Here is a 12,823-nt window from a genome sequence, read left to right as displayed (position 1 = left end):
AGAGGATAAGCAAAGCACTGCTTTGCCCGAGCGCAAGACGAAGGCTATGCCTGAGTAAGAGGATAAGCAAAGCACTGCTTTGCCCGAGCGCAAGACGAAGGCTATGCCTGAGTAAGAGGATAAGCAAAAGTTGTTTCTTGGTTTGACCGCAAGACGAAGGCCAGGCCTGAGTAAGAGGATAAGCAAAAGTTGTTTCTTGGTTTGACCGCAAGACGAAGGCCATGCCTGAGTAAGAGGATAAGCAAAAGTTGTCTCTTGGTTTGACTGCAAGACGAAGGCCATGCCTGAGTAAGAGGATAGCAATAGTTGATACTCTTTATCTGAATGCAAGACGAAAATTACACCTGAATAAAAGGATATGACGATTAATCTCATGGTCCGAATACAGGAAAAAGCTGTATCTAGATAACAGCACTGATGTTGCTGTTTGATCTATAAGTTGAAAGCTATATCTGAATGAAATGTATAAAGTGAGAAATAAGTGATCCACGTTGTTTTATATGAGCCCGAAATTCCTGCAAATACAGGCAATATTATTCGTCTGTGTGCTAATACGGGAGCACAGTTGCATCTGGTCAAGCCACTGGGTTTTGAACTGGATGATAAAAAACTGAGACGTGCCGGTCTGGATTATCACGAATATGCACGTATGCAGATTTGGGACACTATCGAAGATTGTCTGGCCGATCTGGCAAGCAAAGGCATTGCTCTGGATGCGGTCTATCCACTGACCACCAAAGGGACTGAAACGCCACATACCTCGGACTTGAACCGTCCTGTGGCATTGTTGATGGGGCCGGAAACGCGTGGTCTGCCTGAACATGTTCGGATGATGTTCCCGCAGCAGCACTGGATTCGTTTACCGATGGCAGAGAACTCTCGTAGTTTAAACCTTTCGAATGCCACGGCAGTGATTGTATATGAAGCCTGGCGTCAGCAGGGTTTTAAAGCGCTCTAAGCTTAAATTTACAATAATTTGAAAAGCTGCCTTTAGGTGGCTTTTTTATTTGCTAGGATAGAGAGAGACAACTGATTGGAATAAGAAGGATATACGCGTGAAGCCGATATTAAAATTTGCCTTGGCCTGTTGTATTGGAATGACTGCTTTACACCTCGGTGCGCAAGAAGCAAGTGATGTAATGGGGGAAACGCAACAAGTTCAGCCAATTACGCAAGCGGAAATACAGCAAGGATTGGCCGACATGCAAAAACGCTTGGATGCGCGGATCGATAACTGGGGACAGAGTCTGAATTCCGATGATTTTGAATGGACTTGGCGTGGACGTAAATTGAAGCAGACCAAACGTCAGGAAGTCTGTGCTATTTTTCAGGATGTGGTCAATGAAATGTATCAGCTGGCGGTCAAGAATAAAGCCAGACTAAATCCGGAAGAGCAAAAATTATTGTCGCGTAGAAGTCTGTTCATTGAAAAACTGGGCTATGAAAATAATCGGGTCAATACCCAAATGGGTTTTGATTGTCGTTTATCCTAAGTAAAATCAAAAACATAAAAAAGGCGCTTAAAGCGCCTTTTTTATTTGAACCGGAACAATATTATTTATCGTCAAATTCGTTGTGCTGAGGTGCAGGATGCTTGAAACCTTTGGTTTTATAACCCAGGTACAAGATACCGCCAAATGCCCAGATCAGACCATATTTCAATGAGGTTTGATCAACTTCGAGCCATAAGGCAAATACTGCAATGAAACCTGCAAGTGGTACCACTACAAAGTTCAGAATTTCTTTCGCAGTTTTGGTACGACCATCACGTAAAGCATAGCGTGAAATGACAGACAAGTTTACGAAACTGAACGCCGTCAATGCACCGAAACTGATCAGTGAAATCACAAAATCAAGATCCATGAAGCCAGCTGTTAAGGCTACAGCACCGACAATCATAATGTTGTATGACGGTGTGTAGTTTTTCGGACTGATATGACCAAAGATTTTCTTGTTGATCACGCCATCACGGCCCATGACGTACATTAAGCGAGATACACCTGCATGTGCAGAAATCCCAGATGCCATGACGGTAATGATTGCAAAACCAAGTACATAAGCCTGGAACAAGGACCCACCCACCAGCATCAAAATTTCCGGCTGAGTTTCAGCAATATTCTGGAAATATGAACCTGGATTGTTCGGGAAGTAAATCTGCATGAAGTAAGTGCTGATAATGAAAATAATACCGGCAATTAAAGCGGTCAAGAAAATCGCTTTAGGCAAAGTTTTTTCAGTATCTTTGGTTTCTTCAGCCAGCGAGCTTAAAGAGTCAAAACCAGTGAAAGAGAAGCACAGTAAAGTCGCACCAGTAATCAGGGCGCCTACTGAAGTTAATTCATTCCAGAACGGTTCCAGACTCCAGAGCTGATAGCGTTGCTCAGCTGTGATTGGACCATCCGCATTAAAGCCAGCCTGTAACTTGCTGTAGACCATCCAGGTAAATACGGCAATGACAATCAACTGCACGAACACGATCATACTGTTGAAGTTCGCTACAAAGCGCGCACCACGTAAATTGATGCCAGTCATGAATGCAGTCAATACCACGACCCAAACCCAATGATTGATATCAGGGAACAGGGCTTCTAGGTAAATGACGGCAAGAATGATGTTGACCATTGGCGACAATAAATAATCGAGCCAAGATGACCATCCCACCATGAAACCCACATTTGGGTGAATGGATTTTTGCGCATAGGTATAGGCCGAACCCGAAGAAGGGTAGCGACGAATCATATGACCATAGCTCAAAGAGGTTAACAAAATTGCAATCAGCGCAAAAATGTAAGAGGTGGGAACGTGGAAGTTACTTTCTTCAGATACCAGACCGAATGTATCAAACAAGGTCATGGGTTGAATATAAGCCAAACCAATAATAATGATGTGCCAGAGTCCCAGCGTTTTTTGCAGTTTAGCTGCCGATTGAGTCCCAGAGATATTAGTCAACGGCGTTATCCTCTTAATCGTTGATCAAGGATCAGTCATATTTATAAGGATCGTTTGAGACGAACGATCCCCCCTACAGTTTTCTATAAAAGCCCGCCAATCTACTTGAAAAGAAGGGCTTTTGCTAGCTATTTTTTTGACTTTTGAGGTGCATAAAGTATGCCATTCAAATTAATGCAATAATTTCTTTATGCAAGATAAAAGCCTGATGTCTAAAAAAACATCAGGCTTTAATTTTCGCTATATTGGCTTATTTTTCAGTAATTACCAAGCCTTTTTTAAGATAGATTTTAAATCTTCCAAGGTGGCTTCTTTCGGGTTATAAATGATGGAACCATCATTCAAGGCTTTCTCTGCCACTTCATCCAGCTGCGCTTCAGAAATCTTGCCGGTTTCACGTAATGTACGTGGCAGTTTGGTCAGACTATAAATCCGATCTCGCATGGTCAGAATAGTGGCAATGGTTTTGTCTGCGCGTAAATGTGCTGGTGTTTGCGCATAAATATCGGCACCTGCCAAAGGTAGTAACAGATCAGCAATCTTGTCACCATTGACCTCTTTGTTGTATTCCAGCACATACGGCAGGAACAGGTTCATACATAAACCATGCGGCAAGTGCACCACTGCACCCAGTGAATGACCGAGTGAATGCACAATCCCGACCATCGAGTTAGAAAATGCAATACCGGCCATGGTCGATGCTTGAGCCAGTTCCAGACGGCCTTGCGCATCATTGGGATTATCCAGCACATTGAATAGATGGCTACTGATCTTCTTGACTGCTGCGGTGGCATAAGCATCCGAGATTGGATTGGCTGCCATACAAGTATAAGCTTCGACCGCATGGGTCAGTGCATCCATTGCGGTCATGGCGGTTAAATGCGGCGGCAAAGTCTGGGTCATGCGCGGATCTAAAATCGCAGCATGCGGCATCAGATAATACGATGCGAAAGGCATTTTAACGTTCTTCTCGGTATCTGAGACGACAGCCACCATGGTGACTTCTGAACCTGTCCCTGAAGTTGTTGGAATCACAAAAAATGGTTTCAGTGGCTTAGGCAGGTTGTGGGCACCAGAATATTTAAGCAAGTCATCACCCCCTTCAGACACCAGAATATTGGTGGCCTTGGACGTATCAATGACTGAACCACCGCCTACAGCAATGATCGCATCACAGTGATTTTCACGATACAGTTTTGCCGCACTACGTACTGTACCCAAGCTAGAGTCGGGGGGGACGTCATCAAAAATGGCTACAATTGCAGCATCTGCCATTTCAAATGCCGCTTCAATCGGTGCCAGCAGATTATTGGCGCGTACACCTTTGTCGGTAATGATCAGTGGACGTTTTGCGCCTAAGGTCGCAAGTTCAAACGGAATATGTTCTAACGCGGCATGTCCGGCAATGACTTTAACCGGACAGAAAAATTCATAATAAGGTTTAGCCATGTTATACACTCCGTTTTAAATAAGATTGAGCGATTTTTAGATAAATACTGCTCGCTTCGCTTAGTTTTTCTTTGAGGCTGAGATTGCTTGGATATTCTTTGACAGCCAGTTGCGCCACCAGTTTAGGCAAAATCAGTGCTTCCATTTTATTTAGACAACGCACCAGACGAATGGCATTGGAAATATCGCCATCGGCAATCATGCGGTCATTGGCAAAGGCTTGAGAGGTGCTTTCCTGAAAGGAAAAAACTAAAAAAGCATGGTGCAGATGTTTAAAGGTAATAGTCAGATCAGGTGCTTTTTCCAGATTTTTCACCAGTTCCAATTGCTTGTCCTCAGTGACCCGCGCCACAAAGGCTGGGCCATGCGGAAAGACTTTCATGGAAAGAGTGAAATGGACTGGAAATTGGGCAACTTCCTGTTTGATTTCTTCATCCACCTGACTTGCCATGACCAGACCGCGGCCAATCACATCCATCATGAGTTTGACATAGGCAAGCTGCAAAGCGGGTTTTACGGATTTAGTTGCAATCACGTGATGATCCCTATCTCAATATTATTGGTTTAGAGTAAATACTCTAATTTATTTGGGGGTGAAATGCAAAGGCTTTATCTTTGCTCGACAGTGACTTGATTAAAGTAACCGCTGTGGCGCAAAGTTTCAATAATTTCACGACATAACTGGTTGAATTGTGGCGGTTGTTCCAGTAGGTCGCTCATGCGAACCATTTCCAGTCCCGCATAACCACAAGGGTTGATGGTATTAAATCCGCTCAGGTCACAATCCAGATTTAAGGAAAGACCATGATAGCTACGGCCTTTACGAATTTTAAAACCCAGTGACCCAATTTTTCGTTCAGCCACATAGACCCCCGGTGCATCGGGTTTGGCATAAGCATCAATGCCGTATTTTTTCAGCAGATCGATCATCAGGTTTTCAGCATAGGACACCAGTGTACGCACATTCCAGCCCAGGCGATTCAGGTCAAACATGAAGTAAGCCACCAGCTGGCCCGGGCCGTGCCAGGTCACTTGACCACCACGATCGGTTTGAATTACCGGGATATTGCTCGGTATCAGAATATGTTCTGGCTTACCGGCCTGACCTTGAGTCAATACATCCTGATGTTGCAGAATCCACAGCTGATCCGGGCTATGTTCATCACGGTTTTCCGTAAAAGTTTTCATTTCCAGAAAACGATCTTCATAAGGTGTGAGGTCGTGATATTGACGAATGATCAGCTCGGGCTTTTGCAGCACATCAGTCACAGGAAGTGTCCTTGGTAATTATAAAAAACTGATCATAATTATAATGATTTCGGCATGAAATAGGGGCGAGACCTACAATATTTAAGCGCTAGCTCAGTCATTGTACAGGCATAAAAAACACGCCCGAAAGCGTGTCTTTTGTATTTTTGATTACAGTGCGGTTTTAATCAGCGGACAGGCGGCCAAATCTGCATATACTGCATGCACCTGCTCCAGTTCCAAAAAGCGCAGTTGTGCGGTAATGGAATGATATTTGCCAGTACGCGACGGTGTGATGGTCATTTCACTGCCATCAAACTCAGGAAAATGTTTTACAAAGATATCATTTACGGCCTGACGCAGTTCAATGCCAGCAAGGCCAATCAGTTTAATCGGATAATCCATAGGGAAAACCCAAAGATGTTCTTGAAGTTCACGAGATGGTGTACGGTCTAACATGGTAGTCCCCCTGATTTGAAACGCCTGCAATCATGCAGGCGTTTGGGTCTGTCTTGGCTACTTAAGTGGAGACTGATGATTAAATTTCAAGTTTCCAGAATAAGCATCAAATCTTAATCATTCTCAAGGAATGAACGTAAGTGTTCTGAACGCGATGGATGGCGAAGTTTACGTAGTGCTTTCGCTTCAATCTGACGAATACGTTCACGTGTCACATCAAATTGTTTGCCCACTTCTTCCAAGGTGTGGTCGGTCGGCATGTCGATACCAAAACGCATTTTCAGGACTTTGGCTTCACGTTCAGTCAGGTTTTCCAGAACTTCGCGTGTCGCTTCTTTCAGGCCTTCTGAAGTCGCAGCATCAATTGGTGACGTGATGTTGCTGTCTTCAATGAAGTCACCCAGATGCGAATCTTCATCATCACCGATCGGTGTTTCCATCGAAATCGGTTCTTTGGCGATTTTTAGTACTTTACGTACTTTGACTTCGTCCATTTCCAGACGTTCGCCCAACTCTTCAGGTGTCGGTTCACGCCCCATTTCTTGAAGAAGCTGACGCGATACACGGTTGATCTTGTTGATGGTCTCGATCATGTGCACCGGAATACGAATGGTACGTGCCTGATCGGCGATTGAACGGGTGATCGCCTGACGAATCCACCAGGTTGCATAAGTCGAGAATTTATAACCACGACGATATTCAAACTTGTCCACCGCTTTCATCAAGCCAATGTTACCTTCCTGAATCAGATCCAGGAACTGCAAGCCGCGGTTAGTGTATTTTTTCGCAATTGAAATCACCAGACGCAAGTTGGCTTCGACCATTTCTTTCTTGGCGCGACGTGCCTTGGCTTCACCAACGGCCATGCGTTTGGCAATGTCTTTAATGCCTTTAACATCAAGACCCAACTCTTTTTCAATATCGGCAATCTTTTGCTGGAAGGCCAATACATCGGGACGTACTTTTTCCAGATAGGCTTTCTGGTCTGCAGGTGTTTTCGCGATCTGTTCATCTAACCAGGCTGGATTCGATTCCTGTCCCGGGAAAGAAGTACGGAACTGGGTACGATCCATACGACCACGGCGCACGGCATAACGCATCACTTCACGTTCTGCACCACGGATCTGGTCATGCGTACCACGAATCATTTCTGAAATGATATCGAATAGACGCGGCGTGAATTTGAACATCATGAATACGGTCGCCAGTGCTTCCAGCGCAGCTTCAGATTCTTCGCTGTCACGACCATGTTTTTCGATGGCTGTTTTGGTATTCAACCATGCATTTTCAAGTTCAGTGAAGCGTGCTTTGGCAATTTCAGGATCTGGACCAGAATCAGCTTCTGAATCATCTTCAGTTTCAGCTTCTTCCTCTTCATCATCGTCCAGTTTTACATCTTTGGTCGATTTTTTCGAATCAGTCTTGTCTTCAGCGATCTCGACTTCTTCTTCGAGTACTTCAGGAATTTCTTCGTCTGATTCAGGATCTAAATAACCCGATAACAGGTCAGCAAGACGGCGTTCGCCCGCTTCATAATCTTTATATTCTTGGAGTACAACTTCTACCGCATTGGGCCAGTAAGCAATCGAGTGCAAAACATCACGAATACCTTCTTCGATGCGCTTTGCAATGCTAATTTCGCCTTCACGGGTTAAAAGCTCAACGGTACCCATTTCACGCATATACATACGCACAGGGTCAGTTGTACGACCTGGCTCATTTTCTACAGAGGCCAATACGGCTGCAGCTTCTTCTTCTGCAACTTCATCGGCAGCTTCTGTAGTATCTTCGAACATCGTATCATCAGATTCAGGCGCGCGATCATGTACAGGAATACCCACGTCATTCAGCATCTGAATGATATCTTCAATCTGCTCGCTTTCTGTGATGGAGTCCGGCAGATGATCGTTAACCTCAGCGAAGGTTAAGTAACCTTGTTCTTTGCCTCGGCTAATCAGAGCCGCTACTTGTGAAGTAGGGGAAGTCATATCGCTCATCTTTTGCTTACTCTTCGTTGAATCTGTGACAGGAAAAACCGTACAACTTATGCACGATTTAAGCTCATTAAATTTAGTGAATAGCCTACGTATTTCATCAGAGTATTCAGCGTTCAAGCTGTCTGATAAAATATTTAAAATGAAATTCAGTAATTTAAGATGGGGATGAATTTGTTATTTTCAAGTCCAACCCCGGCATCTGTGTATTTGACCAAAAAATGTGTAGTCAAAAAACATAAGGACGCAGGGTGGATTATATCATGTCACACAATGTCCTTAAAAAAAAGCCCTATTTACAACTTTAAAATACGAAAATTTAAATAAAACTTGACTTGTGGTTTTAGGCAAGATAAATAGCGCTAAAACCATTTACATTTTTCACTATGAGGAAGTTTTAGTGTCTTCTACAGATTTTGAACTAGATGATAGCTTCGGTGAGGATGATGTTAATTTCGATGAAGCTTCCAGCAAGCTGAGCGCTAAAGAGTCGTTGGAAAAACGTCGTCTGATTGATGATTTACTTTCACAACGTCGCTTGGAACGCGAACTCAAAGATTTTGACTATGACTTCGACGATGATGACGATTTTGATGACGAAGATTAACGAATTCGGATTTAGCATGGCCTGAATAAATGCTATGCTAAACCTTTCGGTTTTTTAAGTTTGGATGTTAGATGAGTGCTTTAGATTTAGACCTGTTGAGTGAATATCTAGATGGTGACCAAAATGAACATGGTCTAGATTTCGCAGCAACCCATGGTTTCTTATGTGCTATTGCAGTAGGCCCAAAATTCGACAAATGGTTAGACGAGCTTTTTGATAGCAATCAAAAGAAAGTGCCTGCAGAAATCATCACTCAGGTACAAGCATGGTTAGAGTCTATCCGTCAAAGCTTAGCCAATGAAGAAGGGATTACATTCCCATTTGAAATTGAAGAAGCAGACACCGAATCAAGCTTGGGTGACTGGAGTGTGGGCTTTGTCGATGCCATGTTCCTTAACGAAGAAGCTTGGTTTACTGAAGAATTTGAAGAGCAACTGGTAGATTTAACTCTGCCAATCATGGTCTTCAGCGGCATTGATGATGAAGATCCGCAAATGGAAACTTTCCGTCGCAATGGCCAGTTAATGGACGAACTTGCAGAAGAAATTCCAGACAACTTAAATGAATTGTATCTGATGTATCACACTCCAGAATAATTCATAAAAAAAGCACCGCACGGTGCTTTCTTTAGCTTTGGACTTTTATCAAAGCATCGAAGGGATTTTACTTTCTTTCAATACCGACCCGTTTGCTCAGACTGTAGCGGGCATAGCTATTATAGGCAATATGAAAGATCAAACCATGCACCGCAATCACAGCGGCCATCAGAAATGAATTCGGGCCCCTTCCGGTATAAGCCATGTTGTTGAAGATGGCTTCAGTCTGTGGATGCATCCAGATCACAACAAATATAAAAATAAACCCAAATGTAATCGCAATGATGGTAGAACCCCATACCAGTTTGCTTTTCTCTTCCTTGCTGGGTAAATGTTGTTCTCTCTTCACAAAGTATCGGGCACTGAGAAAGGCTGACGCGATCAGGGCCGGGATCAGGATAATCGCGCCCAGATTGAATACATAAATGAGTACGCCCACGAATAGAACCAAGCTAAGATAAACGGTAGCAAAATATTTAAGATAGTGCGACATCGTTTTAGCCTCCTTCATGCTGAGGTCTATTCAGGATGGACGATTTTTACGCTGCTGTCTACGGTAGATAACCCAGGCAATAATGACTATAACAATCGCAATAATCACATAACTGACTTTACTGAAAATTTGCTGCATCAACTCTTGGTTTTCACCAAAGTAAAATCCGACACAGGCCAAAAACGTGGTCCAGATGATGGTTCCGAGTGTGCTATAGAACATGAATTTCCAGAAGGGCATACGGCTCATGCCGGCAGGAATGCTGATCAGTGAGCGGACGGCAGGAACCATACGGCCAAAAAACACAATCCGATGTCCATAATGTTCAAACCAGCTCAGTGATTTTTTCACATCATTGGATTTGATAAACAGATATTTGCCATAACGGTCGACAAACTTGAAAATGGAATCGTGATTGAATTTATAACCCACCCAGTACAGCAAGGCTGCTGCTAGTAATGAGCCAATGCAACCGGCCATGATCACCCCGACCAGTATTAACTCACCCTGAGAGGCCGAATAGCCCGCAGAAGGCATAATGATTTCGGAAGGGATGGGTGGGAAGACATTATCCAGAAACATGAGCAGGGCAATACCCCAGTAGCCCAGTTGTTCCATGACGGAAATAATCCATTCAGTTAAATTCATAAGATGGTCAAAATAAAAAATACTGCCTGTATCCTAAGCAGTATTTTTTATGCGGTAAAGTCTTGGAATATAAATGAGCAGGCAGAATCAGCTATGTGTCAGCGTATAAATATAGACTTTGCGTAAGCCATAGGCCAAACAGACAGGTAAAACACTCAGCAGCATAAAATGAATGACACTGGTATTAAGATGATAACCAATAAACAGCGCTAAAATCGCGCCAATCACAGTTCCCAAGATGACCACAAACACATGTGACTGGCTCTCAAGCTCGTCATTAACCTGATGAAGTCGTTGTTGTTTTATATTCTCTTTGGGTTGAAACTGAACCAGATTATCTGGATCTCGAGCAAGTGAACTGGTCATGTTATATTCCTTTTCATTTTAAAATTTAAGTTAATAATGAAAGACTTGGCTTAAGATAGACTTTTCAATAGACTAGCAATCTTGCTTGGAAAAAAATAAGGTTCTTGGTAATGAATTGGTGAGAGTTTTATTACTGTTGTAATTTTTATGTAAATAAAAAACCCTCCGAAGAGGGTTTTTATATATTTTCTTACAAAGCGGCTAGCTTAGAGACGTTTACGTTTTGCTGCCAGAATTTGGGACTGACGCATACGGAAACCGTCTTTTTGTTTCTCTGTGGTCTTGTCAATGCAGTACACGCAAGAGACACCATGTTCATAACTTGGCAGCGCCACTTCTTCAGGAAGCAAAGGCCAGCCACAGGCATGGCATTTGGTGTTTTGACCTTCTTCGACACCGTGTGTTACTGCTGTACGGCCATCAAATACGAAGCATTCGCCTTCCCACATACTTTCTTCAGCCGGAGTTTCTTCCAGGTATTTTAAAATACCGCCTTTCAGGTGATACACCTCTGTAAAACCTTCTTGCAGAAGCAGAGAGGTTGATTTTTCACAGCGAATACCACCGGTACAGAACATGGCAATTTTCTTGTCTTTGTGCTGTTCCAGATTATTTTTCACATATTCAGGGAATTCACGGAAGCTTTCAGTTTTCGGGTCAATCGCGCCTTTGAACGTTCCTGCTTTGTATTCGTAATCGTTACGGGTATCAACCAGAATCACGTCATCACGCGCAATCAGTTCATTCCATTCCTGAGGATCAAGATAGTGACCGACCAGATCACGTGGTTTCACTTCTACCCCTAAAGTCACGATTTCTTTTTTTAATTTAATTTTCATTTTACGAAATGGCTTGTCAGAGCTGTCTGACTCTTTATATTCCATCTCAACAAAGCCTTCATTGAGAAGGAACTGGTGAATTTGATCAATCGATGCACGGTCACCTGCAACCGTACCGTTAATCCCTTCACCCGCTACAATGAGTGTTCCACAAAGGTTGATTGTTTTTACCAAGTCTAAAAGACGTTGTTGAAGATCGGCAGGATCTTGAACTTCTTTGAATTGATAAAGTGCGGCAACAACCCAACCTGAGGTCGCTTGCTGTTCTACAGGTGCAAGCTGTTCTACAGTAGCGTTCATGGAATACTCCAACGTAGCATGATAATTTAAAGGCGCATATTTTAGCGTGATTCGAGTGAATAAGCGAGTAAAACACTTGCCTTTTAACAGGCTTCAATTCATGGGGGAGAGCGTGTATAGTCATGCCCGACCCGGAATTTTGTAAAGTTTTATGCAGTGATGCAGGTACTGGAAGTTGTAGTATCTTTGGAGTGTGTTTTGAGTTCAGATCGTCGTATTGCGTCTTTAACCCCGTGTGCTGGGCGTTGCTCGACCGTATTTGGTGATGCGGTATGTCGTGGTTGCCGCCGTTTCAATCATGAGGTGATTCACTGGAACACTTATGGCGCTGATCAACATCATGCCGTATGGCGGCGTCTGGATGCACAGCTGGATCAGATTTTAGTGCCGTTGTTGCCACATGCAGATATCGTCAAGGTTCAAGCCTTTGTGCTGTCAAAACGGGTACGTTTACGTGACGATGCCTCCAAAGGACGTAAGCTGTATCATGCTTTAAAGCTCTGTGAAAAAAATCGGCATTTTACCGATGATAGTGGTTTGGGGATTCATTATAAGCAGGTACGTCCACTCTGGGATGAGTTTGAGCGCCGGATTCTGACTTTGGCCACTGCCAGTTATGATCTGGCTTTTCTGCGGGCGGATGGCATTAGTCAGCATCTGATTCATCTGCAGGAAGAGGAATAAGTCCTCTTTTTTTATGCAGAAAAATAACAACAGCTGAGGGAAAAGCATGAATATCAGTGAGTATCTGTTCCTTAAAATGTAGTCAAACATAGTCAAGGACTAATTCGCACTCTGTTAATGTCTTGTTGCCAAACGTGTAACTAGAGCCTGAGTCGGTCAGTTCCGACTTATAGCGATCAGTCCGTTCTTGC

General features: G+C 43.4%; 15 protein-coding genes. 5 read left to right on the top strand and 10 right to left on the bottom strand.

The window, feature by feature from the left end; translation table 11 throughout:
• Positions 1-481 precede the first annotated feature (481 nt).
• Positions 482-958, top strand: a complete 477-nt coding sequence (locus FTV30_RS12250) for a tRNA (cytidine(34)-2'-O)-methyltransferase (RefSeq protein WP_005097765.1) — start codon at positions 482-484, stop codon at positions 956-958.
• A gap of 139 nt (positions 959-1,097) precedes the next feature.
• On the top strand, positions 1,098-1,493 hold the full coding sequence (locus tag FTV30_RS12245; protein WP_218947750.1) for a hypothetical protein: 396 nt from the start codon (positions 1,098-1,100) through the stop codon (positions 1,491-1,493).
• 61 nt (positions 1,494-1,554) lie between these two features.
• Here FTV30_RS12245 and FTV30_RS12240 read toward each other — a convergent pair whose 3' ends face one another.
• From FTV30_RS12240 to rpoD, 6 genes are all read right to left on the bottom strand, one after another.
• Entirely contained in the window at positions 1,555-2,949 is a 1,395-nt protein-coding gene (locus FTV30_RS12240; protein WP_005097762.1) for an APC family permease, read from the bottom strand.
• A 264-nt stretch (positions 2,950-3,213) separates the two neighbouring features.
• Positions 3,214-4,398, bottom strand: a complete 1,185-nt coding sequence (locus tag FTV30_RS12235) for an iron-containing alcohol dehydrogenase (RefSeq protein WP_005097761.1) — start codon at positions 4,396-4,398, stop codon at positions 3,214-3,216.
• Position 4,399: 1 nt separating this feature from the next.
• A complete protein-coding gene (locus FTV30_RS12230; RefSeq protein ID WP_005097759.1) occupies positions 4,400-4,933 on the bottom strand; it encodes a hypothetical protein in 534 nt (177 codons plus the stop codon).
• 74 nt (positions 4,934-5,007) lie between these two features.
• Positions 5,008-5,667 carry a lipoyl(octanoyl) transferase LipB gene (lipB, locus tag FTV30_RS12225; RefSeq protein WP_100355550.1) on the bottom strand — a complete coding sequence of 220 codons (660 nt, stop codon included), beginning with the start codon at positions 5,665-5,667 and terminating at the stop codon, positions 5,008-5,010.
• A 150-nt stretch (positions 5,668-5,817) separates the two neighbouring features.
• A complete protein-coding gene (locus FTV30_RS12220) occupies positions 5,818-6,105 on the bottom strand; it encodes a YbeD family protein (RefSeq protein ID WP_005169807.1) in 288 nt (95 codons plus the stop codon).
• Positions 6,106-6,218: 113 nt separating this feature from the next.
• Positions 6,219-8,153 (bottom strand): RNA polymerase sigma factor RpoD, encoded by a 1,935-nt coding sequence (gene rpoD, locus FTV30_RS12215; protein ID WP_225554192.1) that lies wholly within the window; start codon positions 8,151-8,153, stop codon positions 6,219-6,221.
• 346 nt (positions 8,154-8,499) lie between these two features.
• Here rpoD and FTV30_RS12210 point away from each other — a divergent pair, with 346 nt between their 5' ends.
• Positions 8,500-8,706, top strand: a complete 207-nt coding sequence (locus FTV30_RS12210; protein ID WP_005169810.1) for a PA3496 family putative envelope integrity protein — start codon at positions 8,500-8,502, stop codon at positions 8,704-8,706.
• Positions 8,707-8,777: 71 nt separating this feature from the next.
• On the top strand, positions 8,778-9,302 hold the full coding sequence (locus FTV30_RS12205) for a YecA family protein (protein ID WP_005169813.1): 525 nt from the start codon (positions 8,778-8,780) through the stop codon (positions 9,300-9,302).
• 67 nt (positions 9,303-9,369) lie between these two features.
• Here the strand turns inward: FTV30_RS12205 and FTV30_RS12200 are convergent, their stop codons facing one another.
• The 4 genes from FTV30_RS12200 to FTV30_RS12185 all read right to left on the bottom strand — a co-directional run bounded on the left by FTV30_RS12200 (position 9,370) and on the right by FTV30_RS12185 (position 11,948).
• Positions 9,370-9,795 carry an ABZJ_00895 family protein gene (locus FTV30_RS12200; protein ID WP_180001693.1) on the bottom strand — a complete coding sequence of 142 codons (426 nt, stop codon included), beginning with the start codon at positions 9,793-9,795 and terminating at the stop codon, positions 9,370-9,372.
• Positions 9,796-9,825: 30 nt separating this feature from the next.
• Complete coding sequence (locus FTV30_RS12195; RefSeq protein ID WP_074383408.1) at positions 9,826-10,443, bottom strand: DedA family protein; 618 nt, start codon at positions 10,441-10,443, stop codon at positions 9,826-9,828.
• 87 nt (positions 10,444-10,530) lie between these two features.
• Positions 10,531-10,809, bottom strand: coding sequence for a hypothetical protein (locus FTV30_RS12190; RefSeq protein ID WP_005097750.1), 279 nt, complete (start codon positions 10,807-10,809; stop codon positions 10,531-10,533).
• Positions 10,810-11,015: 206 nt separating this feature from the next.
• Positions 11,016-11,948, bottom strand: coding sequence for a rhodanese-related sulfurtransferase (locus FTV30_RS12185; RefSeq protein WP_005097749.1), 933 nt, complete (start codon positions 11,946-11,948; stop codon positions 11,016-11,018).
• 198 nt (positions 11,949-12,146) lie between these two features.
• Here FTV30_RS12185 and FTV30_RS12180 point away from each other — a divergent pair, with 198 nt between their 5' ends.
• Entirely contained in the window at positions 12,147-12,632 is a 486-nt protein-coding gene (locus tag FTV30_RS12180) for a DUF1289 domain-containing protein (protein WP_218947749.1), read from the top strand.
• The last annotated feature ends 191 nt before the right edge of the window (positions 12,633-12,823 follow it).

Source organism: Acinetobacter sp. YH12255 (genome assembly GCF_013417355.1).
GTDB classification, from domain to species: Bacteria; Pseudomonadota; Gammaproteobacteria; order Pseudomonadales; family Moraxellaceae; genus Acinetobacter; species Acinetobacter pseudolwoffii.
The sequence above is the reverse complement of the archived record's forward strand: the minus strand, read 5'-3'. Positions and strand labels throughout refer to the sequence as shown.